19 protein-coding genes are annotated in these 17,107 nt (G+C 67.0%); 11 read left to right on the forward strand and 8 right to left on the reverse strand.

The annotated features are described in order from the left end of the window. The first annotated feature begins 101 nt into the window (after positions 1-101). The 3 genes from ABZ348_RS26080 to ABZ348_RS26090 all read left to right on the forward strand — a co-directional run bounded on the left by ABZ348_RS26080 (position 102) and on the right by ABZ348_RS26090 (position 3,375). The gene (locus ABZ348_RS26080) at positions 102-989 is read left to right on the forward strand and encodes a GntR family transcriptional regulator (RefSeq protein ID WP_358936951.1); all 888 of its coding nucleotides are present in this window, start codon (positions 102-104) and stop codon (positions 987-989) included. A 134-nt stretch (positions 990-1,123) separates the two neighbouring features. Next, positions 1,124-1,915 (forward strand): HAD-IA family hydrolase, encoded by a 792-nt coding sequence (locus tag ABZ348_RS26085; RefSeq protein ID WP_358936953.1) that lies wholly within the window; start codon positions 1,124-1,126, stop codon positions 1,913-1,915. A 365-nt stretch (positions 1,916-2,280) separates the two neighbouring features. Next, on the forward strand, positions 2,281-3,375 hold the full coding sequence (locus tag ABZ348_RS26090; RefSeq protein WP_358936955.1) for a phosphotransferase: 1,095 nt from the start codon (positions 2,281-2,283) through the stop codon (positions 3,373-3,375). A 225-nt stretch (positions 3,376-3,600) separates the two neighbouring features. Here the strand turns inward: ABZ348_RS26090 and ABZ348_RS26095 are convergent, their stop codons facing one another. Together ABZ348_RS26095 and ABZ348_RS26100 are read right to left on the reverse strand one after the other, a co-directional pair. Further along, positions 3,601-4,365 (reverse strand): ABC transporter permease, encoded by a 765-nt coding sequence (locus ABZ348_RS26095; RefSeq protein WP_358936957.1) that lies wholly within the window; start codon positions 4,363-4,365, stop codon positions 3,601-3,603. Next, positions 4,358-5,314: an ATP-binding cassette domain-containing protein gene (locus ABZ348_RS26100; protein ID WP_358936959.1), complete on the reverse strand. Its 957-nt coding sequence runs from the start codon at positions 5,312-5,314 to the stop codon at positions 4,358-4,360. Before ABZ348_RS26100 ends, ABZ348_RS26095 begins: the two co-directional genes overlap by 8 nt. A gap of 107 nt (positions 5,315-5,421) precedes the next feature. On the opposite strand from ABZ348_RS26100, the gene ABZ348_RS26105 reads away from it, so the two are divergent. Next, complete coding sequence (locus ABZ348_RS26105) at positions 5,422-6,258, forward strand: TetR/AcrR family transcriptional regulator (protein WP_358936961.1); 837 nt, start codon at positions 5,422-5,424, stop codon at positions 6,256-6,258. A 45-nt stretch (positions 6,259-6,303) separates the two neighbouring features. Here the strand turns inward: ABZ348_RS26105 and ABZ348_RS26110 are convergent, their stop codons facing one another. From ABZ348_RS26110 to ABZ348_RS26125, 4 genes are all read right to left on the reverse strand, one after another. After that, on the reverse strand, positions 6,304-7,431 hold the full coding sequence (locus ABZ348_RS26110; RefSeq protein WP_358936963.1) for a selina-4(15),7(11)-diene synthase: 1,128 nt from the start codon (positions 7,429-7,431) through the stop codon (positions 6,304-6,306). A gap of 553 nt (positions 7,432-7,984) precedes the next feature. Continuing rightward, positions 7,985-8,530 carry a YfbM family protein gene (locus ABZ348_RS26115; RefSeq protein ID WP_358936965.1) on the reverse strand — a complete coding sequence of 182 codons (546 nt, stop codon included), beginning with the start codon at positions 8,528-8,530 and terminating at the stop codon, positions 7,985-7,987. 216 nt (positions 8,531-8,746) lie between these two features. After that, complete coding sequence (locus tag ABZ348_RS26120) at positions 8,747-9,187, reverse strand: TIGR03618 family F420-dependent PPOX class oxidoreductase (RefSeq protein ID WP_358937080.1); 441 nt, start codon at positions 9,185-9,187, stop codon at positions 8,747-8,749. 300 nt (positions 9,188-9,487) lie between these two features. Beyond that, positions 9,488-9,976, reverse strand: coding sequence for a MarR family winged helix-turn-helix transcriptional regulator (locus tag ABZ348_RS26125; RefSeq protein ID WP_358936967.1), 489 nt, complete (start codon positions 9,974-9,976; stop codon positions 9,488-9,490). 379 nt (positions 9,977-10,355) lie between these two features. Here ABZ348_RS26125 and ABZ348_RS26130 point away from each other — a divergent pair, with 379 nt between their 5' ends. From ABZ348_RS26130 to ABZ348_RS26145, 4 genes are all read left to right on the forward strand, one after another. Continuing rightward, positions 10,356-11,057, forward strand: a complete 702-nt coding sequence (locus ABZ348_RS26130; protein ID WP_358936969.1) for a hypothetical protein — start codon at positions 10,356-10,358, stop codon at positions 11,055-11,057. Next, positions 11,039-11,656: a DUF488 domain-containing protein gene (locus ABZ348_RS26135; RefSeq protein WP_358936971.1), complete on the forward strand. Its 618-nt coding sequence runs from the start codon at positions 11,039-11,041 to the stop codon at positions 11,654-11,656. Before ABZ348_RS26130 ends, ABZ348_RS26135 begins: the two co-directional genes overlap by 19 nt. Then, entirely contained in the window at positions 11,653-12,090 is a 438-nt protein-coding gene (locus ABZ348_RS26140) for a DUF488 domain-containing protein (protein ID WP_358936973.1), read from the forward strand. Before ABZ348_RS26135 ends, ABZ348_RS26140 begins: the two co-directional genes overlap by 4 nt. A gap of 236 nt (positions 12,091-12,326) precedes the next feature. Then, a complete protein-coding gene (locus tag ABZ348_RS26145) occupies positions 12,327-12,674 on the forward strand; it encodes a hypothetical protein (RefSeq protein WP_358936975.1) in 348 nt (115 codons plus the stop codon). A gap of 73 nt (positions 12,675-12,747) precedes the next feature. Here the strand turns inward: ABZ348_RS26145 and ABZ348_RS26150 are convergent, their stop codons facing one another. Then, entirely contained in the window at positions 12,748-13,614 is an 867-nt protein-coding gene (locus ABZ348_RS26150; protein WP_358936977.1) for a class I SAM-dependent methyltransferase, read from the reverse strand. Positions 13,615-13,930: 316 nt separating this feature from the next. On the opposite strand from ABZ348_RS26150, the gene ABZ348_RS26155 reads away from it, so the two are divergent. The 3 genes from ABZ348_RS26155 (at position 13,931) to ABZ348_RS26165 (ending at position 15,588) form a co-directional block, all read left to right on the forward strand. Then, entirely contained in the window at positions 13,931-14,440 is a 510-nt protein-coding gene (locus ABZ348_RS26155) for a helix-turn-helix transcriptional regulator (protein ID WP_358936979.1), read from the forward strand. Between the two features lie 23 nt (positions 14,441-14,463). Further along, positions 14,464-15,141 carry a hypothetical protein gene (locus ABZ348_RS26160; RefSeq protein WP_358936981.1) on the forward strand — a complete coding sequence of 226 codons (678 nt, stop codon included), beginning with the start codon at positions 14,464-14,466 and terminating at the stop codon, positions 15,139-15,141. A gap of 105 nt (positions 15,142-15,246) precedes the next feature. Then, positions 15,247-15,588, forward strand: a complete 342-nt coding sequence (locus ABZ348_RS26165; RefSeq protein ID WP_358937082.1) for a DUF2516 family protein — start codon at positions 15,247-15,249, stop codon at positions 15,586-15,588. Positions 15,589-15,624: 36 nt separating this feature from the next. On the opposite strand, the gene ABZ348_RS26170 is transcribed toward ABZ348_RS26165, so the two are convergent. Then, complete coding sequence (locus ABZ348_RS26170) at positions 15,625-16,959, reverse strand: SpoIIE family protein phosphatase (RefSeq protein ID WP_358936983.1); 1,335 nt, start codon at positions 16,957-16,959, stop codon at positions 15,625-15,627. Positions 16,960-17,107: the final 148 nt, after the last annotated feature.

The raw sequence follows: 17,107 nt of genomic DNA on the forward strand, positions 1-17,107 counted from the left end.
ACTGTCAGCCAACTTAAATAAAGTTGTCCCCACTTGGTCGCGATCGATAAACAACTTGCAGCTCTCTCCCGTTAGATGGTCGGAAGTTGTAGCGTTCTGCTGTGAACTCCGAGCACGGACAGCAAGCGGCGAACGGCCGTCACAAGCCCTCGCCGGCCGAGATGGCCGACATCCTGACCGGGCGCATCCGCTCGGGCGCCCTCCCGCACGGGCAGCGCATGCCGACCCAGGAACAACTGGCCGAGGAGTTCGGCGTGGAGCGCCGGGCGATCCGCCAGGCCCTGGACCTGCTGCGCCGGGCCGGTCTGCTGAGTGCGGCGGTCAAGGGCGCCCCCGCACGCATCACCCGCCCCGCCACCGCGGACGTCTCGGCACAACGCCCCCAGCAGACCGATGCCGGGCTCGGCCCCCGGCTGATGACCGCCTTCCGGGAGCCCCACGTACGCATCGACGCCGTCTCGCTGACAGCGGAGTCGCTCAACCTCGCCCTCGCCGAACCACTGCGGCTGATGCGGACCGGCCAACTCAGCCCCGAGACCGTCCGGGTGCGGCTGATGGTGCCCTCCCGCGATCTGGAACTCGCCTTCCCCCGGCCCGCGGGGGACGTCGGCAAGGTGCGCCTGGTGCACGAGCGTTGGCTTGCGCTGCGCAACAGTCACGGCCAGGTCCTGCGCTCCAGCCTGCGAGCCCTGCGCACCACCCGGGACCTCGACGTCGAAGTGACCTTGCGGGCACTCCCCTTCACCCCGCCCGTCAAGCTCTATCTGGTGAATGGCGAGACGGCGCTCTTCGCCTTCTACACCGTCACCAAGCGCAAGGAGCAGATCGACGGCGCGTCCACGGAGATCTACGACGCACTGGGGAGCGAGTCGGTGCTCTTCCCCTTCGAAGGCGCGGGCCAGCCGCGCGACGAGGTCTTCGTGGCGCAGTCACAGGCGTGGTTCGACGGCCTGTGGGGCACGCTGGCCAAGGAGATCACCCTCGGCTGACGGCGTTTTTGCACCTCTCGGGCCCGCGCCGATCGCATCGGGCGCGCTTGGCCTGCCGGCGAACGCGGCAGGCAGTATGGAAGGACGGCGCCGGCCCGACGGCGCCACCCGCCTGGTCCGACGGACGGAGCGATGTGACTGGCTCGCCCCCGGCTGCGATAGCCGCCCTCTTCTCCGCTGCCGGATGCGTCCTCTTCGATTTCGACGGGCCGGTCTGCCATCTCTTCGGCCGCCACCCGGCAGCCTCCGTCGCCGCCGGGCTCAGACGGTGGACCGAGCGGCGCATTCCGGGCGGAGTGGCGGTGGAACCCGGGGCCGAGGACGATCCGTTGGCACTGCTCAGGGCCGTGGCCGATGCCCATCCCGGTGACCCGCTGGTCCAGGAGTTGGAGCGCAGGCTCACCGCTGAGGAGGTGCGGGCCGCGCGGACGGCAGAGCCCACCCGGGGCGCGGAGGCGCTGATCCGCGGACTGCACCAGGCCGGTTATCGACTGGCCGTCACCACCAACAACTCTCCGGACGCGGCGCACCACTACCTCGCCCGTGTGGGCCTGTCGGCCTCCTTCGCCGGACACGTCCACGGTCGGGCGCCGGAGGAACCCAAGTTGATGAAGCCCGATCCGCACTGTCTGCGCAGGGCGCTCGACACCACGGGATCGACTCCCGACGAAGCCGTGATGATCGGTGACTCGGTCGCGGACGGCGAGGCCGCGGCCCGGCTGGGGGTGCCCTTCCTCGGGTACGCCCGGGGCGGAGCCAAGGAAGCGCGGCTGTGGGAGGCGGGTGCGGTGCACGTGGTCACCTCGATGGTCGACCTGCTGCCGGTCCTCGACGGACCGCACCGGCATCCGCCTCGGGACCTGCGCCATGATCTGCCGCGGGATCTGCCGAGGGAGGATCGGCCAAGTGGGTACAAACTGCTCTGAGTTGGCCCGTGTGGCGTCGTCGGTCACTGCCTCGGCGTGAGACGGTGGGGTCACGCACGGCGTGAGACGGTGGGGCCTGGCAAGGACTCCTCCGAACGAGGCGGTCCGTCACGGGCACATCCGCGGAAACCCCCACCGGGGTGGTAGCGGAGGAGTAGCTTCCTTACATCGCTTTCCGGTCACTGCTTTCTCAGAAGCATCAGGGGTAACAGGGCCACTGAGGCGTCAGAGGCACCCGGAAGAGCGGGAAGCCAGACGGGGAAGCCCGCAGCCGTCCGAGTGGTCGACCACGGCGACGGCGGGGCGCCAGGCCGAAGGACCACCGACACCCCCACCAGTAGGCAAGAGCACCAAAGGCACCAGCGATGACAGACGAGACGGCTTCAGCAGCTCATCGACAGGCCGTCGAGCTGAGCAACGGCGATGGAGAGGTCTTCGGACCGCTCAAGGGCTACCACCACGAGACCTATGCGTTCTCCCTGCCCGAGGGCAATCCGCTGGGCGCCCGCTTCCAGCGGGGCAAGCTGCGGGCCCCCCGCCCCGGGGTGTTCTGGTACGACCGGCGCTGCTTCGCATCCGAAGACCGGCTGCTCACCGCGTTGAAGGGCAGGGTCACCCGTATTCCGGACACCGTGGAGGTGGCCGAGAACATCTTCCTCCAGGGCTTCATCGAGGGAGCTCCACCAAATGCCGGTGCCCTGCCCGGCCGCCCGCTCACCGCCCGGCACGAACAGCAACTTCTGCTTCTCTTCCGTGAGTTGGTCGCCGTGAAGACCAGTGAGCTGGACGGAGTGCCGCGCAGCTGTGAGCCGGACGGGCCCGGTCTCGACAGCGAGGACTCGCTCGGCTTCCTGCACCGACTGATCTCCTTCACCGAGAACCGGGTGTACCGCGACGGCCTCGACGCCTACGGCGAGATCTTCGAACGGCTGGGAGTCCGCGGCACCGCCCTGGAAGCCCTCAGAACCCCGCGGCGCCCCTTCACCGAACGTCCCTTCGCCCTGGTCCACGGCGATCTGCACCGACGGAACTTCATCGTCGACACCTCGGGCGACCTCTGGACCATCGACTGGGAACTCGCCATGATCGGCGACCCGCTCTATGAACTGGCCACCCATCTCCATCTGATGCGCTACGTGCGGCGCGACGCCCAACGCGTCGGGGCCAGATGGGCGCAGGCGGTGGAGGGCGTGTTGCCGGGGAGTTCCCGCGGCTGGGAACGCGATCTGCCACACCTGTTGGCCTTCAAGCGCACCCAGTCGGTCTTCACCGACGTCATCCGTACGGCGAGGATGCTGAGCGACGGGACCGATCCGCACTGGCGGGGGTTGCCCGCGGCGGCCTGGAAGGTCCGACGGGCGCTGGTGGCGGCACAACGGCCGCTGGGACTGCGGGGCGTACCGAACCTTCCGCAGGTGATGACGGTGTACTCGGAGTGGTGGCGGGCACAGGGCGGCTGACCGGCGGCCCCTGCCCCCGCTAAGAGGACTGTGGGCCCTGTGCGCCGGTACGGAGCCGGTGCCCAGGGCCCACAGTCGTCGTTCAGGGCGACGGGCCGGATTCGGTCCCTGACCGGAACCCGGGGTCCCACTCGCCGGGCCCGCCCGACCCCTCCCCCGAGGAGCGGCCGACTGCCGACAGGGCTGCCGTGGTCGATCGTGCCCACAGCGGCACGCGTACGGATCTCATCGTGTCCTCATTCCGAAGAGGGTGCCCGACAGGGCGACGGCGACGGTCAGGATGCCCGCGCACCAGGCGAGTGCCGTCCAGGGCGCGGTCCCCACCGACTCGTTGAGCAGCAGACCGCGCAGGGACTCGATCAGCGAGGTCACCGGCTGGTGCTCGGCGAATCCGTGCAGCCAGGTCGGCATGCTGTCGATGGGGACGAAGGCGCTGCTGGGGTAGGGCAGGAACGTCATGAAGAAGGTGAAGCCGCCCGCGGTCTCGGGGGTGCGGGCCAGCACCCCGAAGGCCGCGGAGAGCCAGGAGATCGCGATCAGGAACACGAGCAGCAGACCGACGGCCGCCAGCGCACCGGCGAACGTCGGCGAGGGCCTGAAGCCGATCAGCAGGGCCACGCCGAGCACCAGGACGGTGGAGGCGATGTTGCGCAGGGCGCTGGCGGCGACATGCCCGGCCAGGATCGCCGTACCGCCGACGTCCAGGGAGCGGAAGCGGTCGATGATCCCGCCCTTCAGGTCCTCGCTCACCCCGACCGCCGTGGTGGCTCCGCCGAAGGAGGCGCAGAGGATCAGGATCCCGGGGACGACGTAGGTCACATAGGCGGTGCCCGTGTGGATCGCTCCGCCGAAGAGGTAGACGAAGACGAGCATCAACATCACCGGAAGCACCAGTGAGGTGATGAAGGCGTCGGTGTTGCGTCCGCTGATGCGGATGCTGCGGCCGGCCATGGTCCCGGCACGGCTCATGCCGGTCAGTACGTCAGACATGCTGGTGCTCCTTGCCGGTCAGAGTGAGGAAGACGTCGTCGAGCGTCGCTTGGTGGACCGAGAAGCGCAGAACGTCGCTGCGGTCCGGGTCCGCTTCGTCCAACAACGCGCGGACCCCGGCGGCCGATCCGTCCGTGGGTAGGCCGATGGTGAGAGTCTCCGGGATGTGATGCAGTCGGCGCGATTGCTTTTCCGCGCGCTGCACGATGCGTAGATAGGCCGCCGGGTCCACGGCGACTAGATCGAGCCGATGCCCGGCGACCTGCGACTTCAGCTCGTCGGCCTTGCCCTCGGCGACGAGTCGACCCCTGTCGACGAGCGCGATGCGATCCGCGAGTCGATCCGCCTCTTCCAGGTACTGGGTGGTCAGGAAGACGGTGGTGCCGTCGCGTCGCAACTCCCGTACGAGGTGCCACAGATCCTGTCGGCTGCGTGGGTCGAGTCCGGTCGTCGGTTCGTCGAGGAACACGATCTCGGGCTCGCCGAGGAGGCCGGCCGCGAGGTCGAGCCGGCGGCGCATACCGCCCGAGTACGTCTCGGTCCTGCGCTGCGCGGCGGCGGTGAGGTCGAAGCGCTCCAGCAGTTCGGCGGTGCGTCGACGGGCTGCCGCCCGGGACAGTCCGCGCAGCCGCCCCATCATGCGGAGGTTCTCGGCGCCCGACTGCTTGTCGTCGAGGGCGACGAACTGGCCGGTCAGGCTGATGGCACGGCGTACGCGGGGGCGTTCGGCGAGTACGTCGTACCCGGCGACACGGGCCGAGCCGGAAGTCGGTCGGGTGAGCGTGGCCAGGAGGCGGACGGTGGTGGTCTTGCCCGCCCCGTTGGGGCCGAGGAGCGCGAAGACGACCCCGCGTTCGACGCGCAGGTCGATCCCGTCGAGCACGGTCGTCTCCCCGTACCTCTTGGTCAGGGCGGTGGTCTCGATGGCGGGTGGGGGCTGGGTGGGCATGATCCTCACTCCCTACTGCGTATGTGTTACGCTCTATTGCGTAAGGCTTACGCATTACTAGGATGGGAGTCAAGAGGGTTCGATCCGATCGACACGAGGCGGCGCCGATGACGCACAGCGGGGACGACAGCGATACGGGCCTGCCCGCAAGCCTCGCGGCGGCCTGGGGCCTGCGCGAACGCCCCGCGAAAGGACCGCGGCCCGGCCTCACCCTGGGGCGGATCGTGGATGCGGCCGTCTCGATCGCCGCACAGGAGGGACTGGCCGCGGTCTCGATGGGCCGGGTCGCCAAGGAGTTGGGCGTGGCCACGATGTCCCTCTACCGGTACGTGGCGGCCAAGGACGAGCTCTACGTCCTGATGCTGGACGCGGCGGTCGGCCCGCCCCCGCCGCCCCTCCCCGCGGGGGCGGGGTGGCGAGAGGCGCTGGCCGAGTGGTCGTGGGCGTATCGCCAGGCGCTCCGCCGCAACCGCTGGACCCTGCGCATCCCCGTCTCCGGCCCGCCCGCGACACCCAACTCGTTCGCCTGGTGGGAGAGGGGCCTCGCGGCACTGGAGCGGACCGCGTTGGACGAGGGCGAGAAGCTCGCGATGATCCTGGTGATCACCGGTTTCGTCCGCAACGAGGTGCTGATGATGACGGAGATCGAGGAGGCCGTCGCCTCCAGCGGTGCGAGCCCGGAGGAGGTCATGCGCCGCCATGAGCGCATCCTCAAGCAACTGGCCGACCCCGCGCGCTATCCGGCCGTGGCGCGCATGCTCGACGTGGGGGTGTTCACCGGCGAGAGCGATCCCGACGAGGACTTCGCGTTCGGGTTGGACACGGTCCTGGACGGGGTGGCGGCCCTGGTCGCCCGCAGGAGCGAGCCGGGCACCGCGGCCGTCGAGCCGGTGCGCGATGAGCCCGTGGCACGTCCGGCTGTGCGAACGCGCCACGGGCACTGAGAGCGTGACGCCGGGCTCCGCGAGGCAGGCCCTGAGAGCGGGCCGCTAGGCGGGCGCCGCCAGTTGGACCGGTGCGCCCGCTGGTTCGACCCCCGCCGGGTCGACTTCCGCGAGGCCCGCACTCCCCGGCACCAGCCCCCACCACCAGGTGATGACGGAGATGTCGAGCGGCTCCTCACTGCTGTCGGTCGGAACGTCGCTGAAAGTGGTGGGGAGGTCCGCGGGATCGTCCGGGGTGGTGTAGCGGTGGGAGCTGATGCCCCAGTCCTGCGCACCGCGGATGAAGTGGGTGATGCTGGCGAGGTACCGGTGCAACTGCGGGCTCGCACGCGGTGTCAGATGACGCAGGAGGCGCAGGTAGAGGCACATCACCCGGTCTCGCTGGGCCACGGCGACGGCCAGCGCCTCGTCCGGGTCGAGTTGGTGATGGTGTTCCAGTACGCGCAGGACGTTGAGCCAGTAGCCGCGCGAACGGCTCTCCTTGTGGTGGGAGAGGATGTCGTTGTCCCACGTGATGATGAAGGACGCCATTTCGGCCGCGGCCCGGGTCGCGGGATGGTCGCGTTCGTGCGGCTGGAGTTCATAGCCGTGCGCGATCTCCAACAGGGGCAGCACGACCGTGGTCGCGCCGTCGTAGAGCCGCATCAACGTGTAGTCGTCGAGGTCGGGGATGGTCCCGGCCTGACGGTGGTTCGCTTCCCAGATGACGGAGAAGAAGTACTCGCGCAGCGCGTCTATCCAGCGTGCCGCCTGCCCGTGGGTGCCGTGGTGAGAGATCCGGGCCCTCAGATCGCGCAGTCCGGTGGCGAGCGGATCGGATTCCAGCAGCGGGGTATCGGGGTTCTGGGCGACGCGCAGGAGGCGGTGGAGCACGGCGGCCAGGTCGCCCGGGCGGTGGCCGAGATCGCTCTCTTCGCAGTAGCCGTCGTCGACGCCGAAGAGCCAGAGGACGAAGTCCGCCAGGATGCTGACGACCTCTTCCCGGCCTTCGGGAAGGATCATGGCGGAGAACGTACCGATGTCATGGCGGACGAGCCGGGCCCGGAGTTCCGGGTCGCCGATGCTGAACGCCTCGGCCCACGCCGCCGTTTGGGCGTCGATGGCCGCATGGCGTGGATGGATGGCTGGGGGTATCGGCGAGAAGATCGGCGGAACGGTCAGTTCTGGCCCCACCTTCGGCCACCTCTCTGCACATGGTGTGTGGGTCGCCCGTTGCTGGTGCGTCGGGTGACGCCACGCGACTGATCAACTACGGCGCATAGTACTCACTGGTCAGGGGGCATCCAATGGGGCCTTCGCGCCACCCTGGAGCGGGTGTACGCGCCCGCTCTTCGCTCCGGCGCGCTTCGATGGCGCGAAAGAGCGCCCCTCTTGCGCTCCTGGCGTCGTGCGGTTCGCACCGGAGATCCCAGATGGCGGGGGCTGTTGGCGATGGCTCGAATGCGACACGCCCATCGGGCCATCACCTCGCTCCGGAGGGGCCGTGGCGGGCGAAACCGTACGAAGAGAGATCTGTGCCACATGTTCTATGGGCATTCAAGAAGTGGTATAAAAATCGCAAAACAGAGCATAAGGCTGCTGACTATAGGGGCCAGTTGCCCTTGAAGCTCAGCGTGTCGGCCTTTTGATGGGGGTCAGCTCGACCGCAAACTGGCTGGAACAAACCGCCATAGTTAAATGGAACTTGTGGTATTGGGCGTCTCTGTGTGGGTGAGCGTGGAGCGGATCAATCAAGCCAGATGAGCATTCCGTCGCCTGCTCGGGCCGCCGCTTGGAAGAAGGGGACCAGGGCCGTGAAGTGTTCGCGGACGTAGTCCAGTGATTCGCCCCGCTCCCAGATGATCCGGGGGTAGACGTCCGCACCGGCCAACTCCTTTGCCGAGACGTCCGCAACGAGCTCGTCCGCCGTCAGCCCCTGGAGCGCATCGGCCGCCTCCCGGACCCGGGCGGGCGTGAGGTAGCGGGGCGGTCCGTAGCCCCAGTCGTCGGCCCCGGGGATCGCCGCTTCTCCGTGGATGATGTCGACGGGGAAGTCCCGGCGGCGCAGGAGGAAGTCCAGGGCGTCCCATGCCTTGTCCACGTCGAGGGAGCGGACCCCGGAAGCGTCGGCCGCGACGGGAGGCGTGGTCGACGGGTCCCCGCTGGAGTCCGCGCCACCCTCCCAGTCGGCCTCGATCAGTTCGTCGATGAGGCCCGACGCCCATTCGGGATCCGCGATCGCCTGGTCGAGTTGCGCCGCCGTCACCCGTACGTACTCACCGATCATGCTCATGCCCAGATGGTAGAGGGAGCCACCGGCGACGGGGCGTGGAGCGGGTGAATCGGCCCGAGTCCCGTCCGGGTACCGCTGCGTACCGCTGTCGGCCCTGGTGCTGGTCCTGAGTCCTGGTCCTGTGTCTTGGTCCTGGTCCTGGTCCTGGTCCTGAACGGCATTTCCCCGATCCCCGGGGGCTGTTCGGTGCTCGGGAGGCGGCGACCGGCCGTATGGTCAGTCCCCGCGCGGTACGTCCAGTGCCGTCCCGTACAACCGGTCCACCCGGATGCGCACCACCACCCGACGTTCCCTCACCAACTGCTGGAGGAAAGCGGCTTCTTCGGCGGGGTCGGTGAATCCGGGAGTCATGGAGAGCAGTTCGCGCCCCACCGCGTCACCGGCCGCGGTCGACGGTTCCGACACCATCGCCTCGCCCTCCGCGACGGCGAACGACCACACGTCAGGGCCGCTGACATGGAGTGCCGCATGGGGATCACGCCGCAATTGACGTGCCTTGAGGCGATCGACCGTGGTCGACACGCGCACGACGCGTTCTTGAGGACTCCAGTGGAACAGCACGGTGGAGAGATGCGGATGCCCGCTGCGCTTGACGCTCGCCAGCACGCCGAACTGCTGTGCTCGCAACAGTGCGTCCAACTCGCCGTCACTCAGCACCCGGGGAGCGGGTCCGCCACCTGGTGGGTCTTCGGTCGCTCCGGGCGTCGAGGGGTTCCCTGTGCTCTCTGCGCTCTCTGTGCTCTTGACGTTCTTGATGTTCTCAGCGCTCTCAGCGCTCTCGGTGTTCGTGGCCGTCTCGGTGTTCTCGGTCTGAGCGGAGGGGTCGGGCACGACGGGGCTCCTGTTCATGGGGGCAACAGGAATGACCGTAGCAGATAGTTTTGTTGCAGACTATCTAGCTCGGATGCTCCCTTGTTCGGATGGTGGGCGGGGGGTGCGCTACGGCTTTCCCATTGCTCAGCGCTCTCGCTGACGCGCCCGGCGGGCCGGCCGTGGGCTTTCGCTCGCGTTCGCCAGATGTCCTGCGGTCAGCTGGTTCAACGCCTTCAGCAGTGCCTGCCGATCGCTTTCCCCGAGGGTGCCCAGCGCCTCCGCGTGAACGCGATCGGCGATCCGCTGGCTCTCGGCGGCGACCCTTGCCCCCTCTTCGGTGACGGTGATGATCCGGGCGCGGCGATCGTGGGGCGAGGGGATGCGCTCGGCGAGACCGGCCTTCTCCAGGGCGTCCACGGTCACGACCATCGTGGTCTTGTCCATGTCCCCGATCTCCGCGAGTTGTGCCTGGGTGCGCTCGCCCTCCAGTGCGTGCACCAGGACGCAGTGCATGCGCGCGGTCAGTCCGATCTCGGCGAGGGCGGCGGCCATCTGGGTCCGCAGCACATGGCTGGTGTGATCCAGCAGGAAGGAGAGGTCGGGCTGGGTGCGGGCGGGCGCCATGGCGGTCATGCCGGCCAGGGTAGCAATTAGGGCCGTGACAGATTATCCAGAAAGGTACTTTTCCGGCTCAAGGTGGATCGCGCTCGGGGTGGATCGCGGAGGGTGGATCGCTTGAGGCGGGGCAGTGGCCTTGGAGGGGCGAGGGTCGTTGTGACTGAGCACGGAAGTGTCACTTGAGGCTGGGGACGGGGCTGATCGACGTCCGCCCCTGCCGACCTGATCCAGCAAGAAGAGGACCGGGACTCCTTCGCAGCGACTGCCGAGGCGCCGTGCTGACCTCGGTGTTGGAGCGCAGGGCGCCCGTAGGGGTTCTACTCGGCATTGAGTTCACTGTTCGGAGTTGAGAACCTCTACTACCATGAACGCGTCGAGGTTCGGAGGGGGCGACGTGGCGACAAACAAAAAATTGGTGTGTTTGGCCAATTCCCGCAAACATGGTGGACGATGCGTTGCGGGAATTGAAGTTAGCTCGAATAGTTGGATTCGTCCCGTCAGCGGTCGTCCGGGTCATGAGGTCTCCGCGACTGAGCGGCAATATCTGAGTGGGGTCGAACCGCACCTGCTTGACATTGTCTCCATGCGGCTCATCGAGCCTAAGCCCATCGAATTTCATCGGGAAAACTGGCTCGTTGATTCCACCGTCCGCTGGCGAAAGGAAGGGCAGATCGGATGGGATGATCTGTGCCTCCTGGAAGAATCCTCTATACGATTATGGAGGAACGGCTACCACACAAAAGCTGGCAATAATGACCGAGTGCCAGCCGACCAGGAGGGAACAGTGATGGAATCACTCAAGCTCATCCGGGTCGATGGTGCGACGATACACGTGGATCAGCCTTGGTCCAATGATGCGAGGCCGACCGTGCGCGCCCATTTTCATCACGCCGGATCCTTTTACTCCCTAAAAGTGACCGACCCGGTCTGCGAAGAGAGATTCCGGGGCCGGGGTATCGGACGCTACTCGCTGAGTGATTCCTTCTTGACGATAAGCCTCAGTGAAGAGTTCGAGGGCTACCTCTACAAGTTGGTGGCGGCAGTCATTGAGTGCGCCGAAGTGGAACCAAATAGCAGGTGGCGACATCCGGCATGATATTGACTATCGGTCACTCCAACCATGAATTTTCGACATTGATGAGGCTGCTTCAGCAGAACGATGTAACCGCAGTCGCCGATGTTCGCTCGGTTCCTGTCAGTCGGTTCACTCCGCAATTTAACCGGGTCCCGCTGGAGCACGGTTTGCACGAGGCCGGCATGAAGTACGTATTCCTGGGCAAGGAACTCGGAGCGCGTACAGAGGACACGACCTGCTACGTCGACGGCCAAGTGCAGTACAGCCGCCTTGCGCAGACGCCTAAGTTCATCAGCGGCATTGATCGCTTGACAAAAGGCGCACGAACCGAGCGGATCGCCATTATGTGCGCCGAAGGTGAGCCCTTGGACTGCCATCGCACGGTACTCGTCGCGCAGGTACTCGCCGAGCACGGCGTTATGATCAGCCACATCCATGGCGACGGACGAATTGAGAGCCACACCGCAGCGATGGAGCGCCTTATGGCCAAATTTGGGTTGGCGGAGGACGAACTATTCCGGACTCCCGCTGAGCGTCTCAAAGAGGCACTGAGTCGCCAGGAGAATCGGATCGCCTACGTCAAGGATGAGTTTCGCGCCGAAAAGGTAACAGAGGCATGAAAATCTATACTATCGGGTTCACGAAGAAATCCGCCGAGAAGTTCTTTGGCCTGTTGCGGACATCGGGTGCAACGACCCTGGTTGACGTACGACTTAATAACGTTTCACAATTGGCAGGCTTCGCCAAACGGGACGACCTGAGGTTTTTCCTCGATGAGCTCTGCGGTATGGGGTACACGCACAGACCTGACTTGGCGCCGACCCAGGCCATCCTCGATGACTACAAAAAGCAGGCAACCGGTTGGGAGACATACGAAAACCGATTCCTGAAAATAATGGAGCAACGGACCATCGAGGATACCGTCCCACAGTGTTTGATCGACAACGCAGTTCTGCTCTGCAGCGAGGACAAACCGCACCACTGTCACCGCCGGTTGGTCGCGGAGTATCTCGCTGATCGTTGGGGCAGCGTCACAGTCGAGCACCTAGTGTGAAGCCCTGATCTAGCGGTCAGTTCTCGAAGCGTTTGCTGGGCCGATGTCGTCAACTGAGATTGGCGCCGCGACCGCGCCACCTCTCCGCCAACGGCGGGTCCCATAAAGAACCGGCGGGAGGCGCGGGGCGCATCTTTCACTCCGGGTACTCGGAACTCCGCGCAGCTAGCTCTCTCACCCCGGCCTGAACTCCACTTGGCGACTGAGCGGCAGCGGGCACCGCGAGGGGAAGCCAGATGGATCGGGTGGAACTCGCCGTGATGCTGGGAGACCAGACCACGGCCTGCGAAGCCGCCAGAGCGGCGCTTCTCGATGGAGGGCACTTCGTCGTATGGGACGGCAGTGTTCGCAGCCAGCAGCTTGCTGGCATCTACGCGGCTCGCTTCCGACGGGCGAGGAAGCGGGGTGCTGAGACTCTCGCCCTGCCGTCTACCGTCGACATCCTCACCCGGCTCGAAGCCACTCAGGTCAGGATCGGCTGCGTCTCCTCACCGGACCGGACGTGGGCTTTCATGCTCTTCTTCGCCGACGACGCCAGCGCGGGTGTCCTGTCGCATTCCAGTTGGCATGAGACAAGGCTCTGACCTGGCGGGCTGCCAGATGGTGTGAAGGTTCGGTGCGGTGTCATTCTCAAATGAGTTGGCCTCCGCAGAAGGGTCATGTGGCCGGCGGATGTGCTGGTTCGGCGGGGGCGTTCCACCAGACGAAGACCTCGGTGCTCGGCTGGGGTTCGGAGAACCGGTCCGCTGGGGAGACCTCTCGCAGCAATTGCCGCAGGTTTGCCTCGAATGCGTCGCAGCGCGTGCCGAACAGATGCGGAGCCGAGAACGACATCGAGAAGACTCCCGCGACGACGTCGTCACCCGTGCGTTCCAGCGCCTGTCCGCCGGGAACGACATGGCGCTGAGGACCGGCGAATCCCGCCCGGGCGAGCACTGCGGCCTCACCGCCGGGTGTGCCCTGCGGCAGCACGCCCCGGCCGGCTCGCCGGACCGGTCCGAGGTAGTGCCTCACCAGCTCCTCGATCGCCGCATAGGGCACCGCCGGATGGGGAAGACCGTCGACGGTTCGTGACTCCGTCTTCAAGTCGGAGATGTGCACCAGCGCCCCGCCGGGCTGGAGCATCTTCCGAGTGGTTGCCGCCACCAGGTCGCGATCCATCCAGTGGAAGGACTGGGCGAAGATCGCGACGGTGAACGTTCCGAGACCCGCTGGCAGATCCTCGGCCCGGGCCTGGACCCACTGCGCCTTCCCGGTCACTCCGCGCTCGGCGGCTTCGCGAGTGGCTTCGGCGATCATTCCGCTGTCCGAGTCCACACCGACGATCTCCCTAAACAAGTGCACCAGGCTCAAGGCGAGGATGCCCGGTCCACACCCCACGTCGATGAGACGACCTCGCCCATCAAGCTTCAGAACCTCGGCGAGCACATCCGTCAGCCCGGGGGCGTAAGGGAGCCTCCCACGCCGGTAGTAGGTGGCTGTGCCCGAAAACAATGTGTCGTCCCATTCCCAGCCGGCAGCCATGCCCACCCACCGCCCTTCATAGAGATCACATGCCTACCCGGCCGGCCGATGATCCCACGGACTCAAACCCCCACGATCGAAGCAAGATCCAATGCGAATCGGCCACCGTGGATGCGCAGGGCCGCGAATCTGCCAACTGGAACGCGACGGGACAGTGGGTCCTCGCCTGTACGGGGGTCCGCCGAGCTGAGCGATGACAGTTGTCTAGCTCAAGTGACAACCATCGTGCTCAGTCCCAGTCGTTCGCACTGTTGTGCGTAACACTATTGCAAGCACTTGCTTGCAATAGTTAGCAGACCTGTTGCACCATCGGTTCATGGCATCACTCAACGTCGGCAATCTCGGTGAGTACCTCCGCGAGCAGCGGCGAAGCGCCCAGCTCTCGCTGAGGCAGCTCGCCGATGCCGCCGGGGTGTCCAATCCCTATCTGAGCCAGATCGAGCGCGGACTGCGCAAGCCGAGCGCGGAGGTCCTCCAGCAGGTGGCCAAGGCCCTGCGGATCTCCGCGGAGACGCTGTACGTGCGGGCCGGCATCCTCGACGAGCGGGACCGGGACGAGTTGGAGACGCGCGCCGTCATCATCGCGGACCCCTCCATAACCGAGCGGCAGAAGGCCGTGCTGCTCCAGATCTACGAGTCCTTCCGCAAGGAGAACGGATTCGAGACCGCCGCCGGTTCGGACGATCCGGACGCGGCGGATGCGGTCGAGGACGTCGACGCCGTGATCGCAGCCGGCGAGGACATCCGTATGGACATAGCCCCGGACACCACCGCCGAAGGCCCGAGCGCGGGCGACGGCGGTGGAGCCGACCGACCCTCACACTGACTCTGCGTCCAGGAGGACCACCCATGGCCATCACCGATGACCTGCGCAAGACCCTGTCCGACCCCAAGCCCCTCTACTTCTTCGCCGGCACCGCCGACCTGGCCGTTCAGGAGGCCCGGAAGGTGCCCGCGATCCTTGAGCAGATCGCGGCCGAGGCACCCGGTCGGATCGAAGCGGTCCGCAACGCCGACCCCAAGGCCGTGCAGGAGAAGGTGACCGTCCAGGCCAAGGAGGCCCAGGTCACCGTGCAGACCAAGGTCAACGAGGTGCTCGGGGGCTTCGACGCCGACTTCAAGAAGATCAGCGAGACCGCCCAGGACCTGGCCCTGCGCAGCGTCGGTCTGGCCGCGGAGTACGCGGTGAAGGCCCGGGAGACCTACGAGCGGGTCGCCGAGCACGGCGAGCAGGCCGTGCGGACCTGGCGCGGTGAGGCGGCCGAGGAGATCACGGAGATCGCCGTGGCCGTCGAGCCCGAGCCGGCGAAGCCGCAGCCCGCGAAGGCCCAGCCGCCGAAGCCCCGACAGGCCAGGACCGCGCAGCCGAAGTCGACGGCCGCCAAGGCCGACGTCAAGAGCGAGCCGAAGGCCGAGACCAAGGCCCAGCAGCCCAAGGTCGCCGCGCGCCAGAGCACGGCGACGTCCCGCAAGACCGCGCCGGCCCGCAAGCCCGCTGCGAAGAAGACGCCCCCGCCCGCCGAGTAGGCATATGCGTGCGGGCAGAATGGGCCGGGCACCTTTGAAGTGTCCGGCCCGTTCTCCAGGTACCTTTGCGGCGAGGTGCCCTCAGCAGACAAGGCGGTGCTCATCATGCTTCGCGCGAACTTCGACGCGACACTCTCGCTCCTGCTCTTCCTGGTCTTTGCCGTGACGTCCGTGACCGCCCTGGTCATGGCCGCGATGGCACGGAGCGACGCCTACCGTGCCGCCGACAAGCAGACCAAGAACTTCTGGTTGATCATCCTCGGCATCACCGTCGTGGTGAACCTCCTGCTGAACATCCTGTTCCTGTCGATTGCGGGACTGATCGCCACGATCGTCTTCTTCGTCGACGTACGACCCGCGCTGAAGGCGGTCACCGGCGGTGGCGGCGGCAAGCGCGGCGGCTCCAGCAGTGACGGCCCCTACGGTCCGTACAACGGCGGTAGGTGACCGACCCCGCCGGATGCGGATCTGCTGGGCAGGGGTTCAGCCCCTGCTCAGCAGCAGTACCGCCACATCGTCGGTGAGTTCTCCGCCGTTGAGCTCCCGCACCTCGGTCACCGCCGCGTCGAGCAGTTCTTCGCCCTTCAGCCCGGCCGTGAGCTGTCGGTTGATCATCCGCACCATGCCCTCGTCGCCCAGGCGCTGCTTGGCGCCGGGCCCCGAGCGACCCTCGATCAGTCCGTCCGTGTACATCATCAGACTCCATGTGCCGCCCAACTCCACCTGGAGCCGCGGCCAGCGCGCCCTGGGCAGCAGCCCGAGCGCGGGCCCTCCGCTCTCGTGCGGGAGCAGTTGGGCGGCCCGCCCGGCCCGGGTGATCAACGGTGAGGGGTGGCCGGCCAGGCAGAGTCCGGCGTGCCGTCCGTCCGGTGCGATGTCCACGGTGCAGAGCGTTGCGAAGATCTCGTCGCTCTCCCGTTCGTGCTCCAGGACCCGTTCCAGGGTCGAGAGGAGTTCGTCCCCGCACAGGCCCGCGAAGGTCAGGGCCCGCCAGGCGATGCGCAACTCCACGCCCAGCGCGGCTTCGTCGGGGCCGTGTCCGCACACATCGCCGATCATGGCGTGGACGGTTCCGTCGGGGGTGCGGACGGTGTCGTAGAAGTCGCCGCCGAGGAGGGCTCGGGAGCGGCCGGGCCGATAGCGCGCGGCGAACCTCAGGTTCGACCCTTCGAGGAGCGGGGTCGGCAGGAGCCCGCGCTCCAGCCGGGCGTTCTCCTGGGCGCGCAGTCGGGACTCGGCCAGTTTGATCTGGGTGAGGTCGGCGCGCTTGCGTTCCACGGCGTACCGGACGGTCCGGCTCAGCAGCCGTCCGTCCAGTTCGTCCCGGAAGACATGGTCCTGTGCTCCGACCCGTACGGCTTCCGTCGCCCGCTCGGTGTCGCCCGATGTGGTCAGGGCGAGCACGGCGTGCCGCGGTGCGATGCGCAGTACGTGCTTGAGTGCGGCGAGTGCGTCATCACCGGGCAGCGGCAGGGCGAGGTCCACCAGGACGCAGTGGACGTCATCGGTGAGGAGCCGTTCGGCCTCGGTGAGGTTGCGTGCGCTGCGGATCCGTACGCGGGTGCCCGCGGTGGCGGACAGTTCGGGTACGGAGAAGGGGCCGGTCGGGTCGTCCTCGATCACCAGCAGGGTGAGATCGGTGGGGTTCGTGCCACCGGCGGACTCGGTGCCACGGGCGCTGGAGCCTGCGTCGTCGAGTTCCCCCGCAGCGGTGGCTTCGGCGTCGGGAGCTCCGGCACGGGGTGCGCTCACGGCTGTGGCGCCCTGTGCGGCCTCCGCGACGGGGACTCTCCGCTGTCGCGGTACAGGTGCTGGCATTGATCCGGATTCCTTCCCTCCCCCGAGGGCACGGCGGGACGACGATCGACAACCCGCCAGACGGGGACCATAGCGGTAGCCCCGCCGATAGTGGAATGGCGACCGAGGAGTGGGTGGTGTCATCTCCACTCGGTGCACGGGCGGTTGG

It is taken from the genome of Streptomyces sp. NPDC005963 (assembly GCF_040638655.1).
GTDB lineage: Bacteria > Actinomycetota > Actinomycetes > Streptomycetales > Streptomycetaceae > Streptomyces.

Bases quoted from the DNA above. Each gene is read 5' to 3' on its own strand.
- ABZ348_RS26090 (WP_358936955.1), top strand. From the start codon at position 2,281: ATGACAGACGAGACGGCTTCAGCAGCTCATCGACAGGCCGTCGAGCTG.
- ABZ348_RS26095 (WP_358936957.1), bottom strand. From the start codon at position 4,365: ATGTCTGACGTACTGACCGGCATGAGCCGTGCCGGGACCATGGCCGGC.
- ABZ348_RS26100 (WP_358936959.1), bottom strand. From the start codon at position 5,314: ATGCCCACCCAGCCCCCACCCGCCATCGAGACCACCGCCCTGACCAAG.
- ABZ348_RS26105 (WP_358936961.1), top strand. From the start codon at position 5,422: ATGACGCACAGCGGGGACGACAGCGATACGGGCCTGCCCGCAAGCCTC.
- ABZ348_RS26115 (WP_358936965.1), bottom strand. From the start codon at position 8,530: ATGAGCATGATCGGTGAGTACGTACGGGTGACGGCGGCGCAACTCGAC.
- ABZ348_RS26125 (WP_358936967.1), bottom strand. From the start codon at position 9,976: ATGACCGCCATGGCGCCCGCCCGCACCCAGCCCGACCTCTCCTTCCTG.
- ABZ348_RS26140 (WP_358936973.1), top strand. From the start codon at position 11,653: ATGAAAATCTATACTATCGGGTTCACGAAGAAATCCGCCGAGAAGTTC.
- ABZ348_RS26145 (WP_358936975.1), top strand. From the start codon at position 12,327: ATGGATCGGGTGGAACTCGCCGTGATGCTGGGAGACCAGACCACGGCC.
- ABZ348_RS26150 (WP_358936977.1), bottom strand. From the start codon at position 13,614: ATGGCTGCCGGCTGGGAATGGGACGACACATTGTTTTCGGGCACAGCC.
- ABZ348_RS26155 (WP_358936979.1), top strand. From the start codon at position 13,931: ATGGCATCACTCAACGTCGGCAATCTCGGTGAGTACCTCCGCGAGCAG.
- ABZ348_RS26160 (WP_358936981.1), top strand. From the start codon at position 14,464: ATGGCCATCACCGATGACCTGCGCAAGACCCTGTCCGACCCCAAGCCC.
- ABZ348_RS26165 (WP_358937082.1), top strand. From the start codon at position 15,247: ATGCTTCGCGCGAACTTCGACGCGACACTCTCGCTCCTGCTCTTCCTG.
- ABZ348_RS26170 (WP_358936983.1), bottom strand. From the start codon at position 16,959: ATGCCAGCACCTGTACCGCGACAGCGGAGAGTCCCCGTCGCGGAGGCC.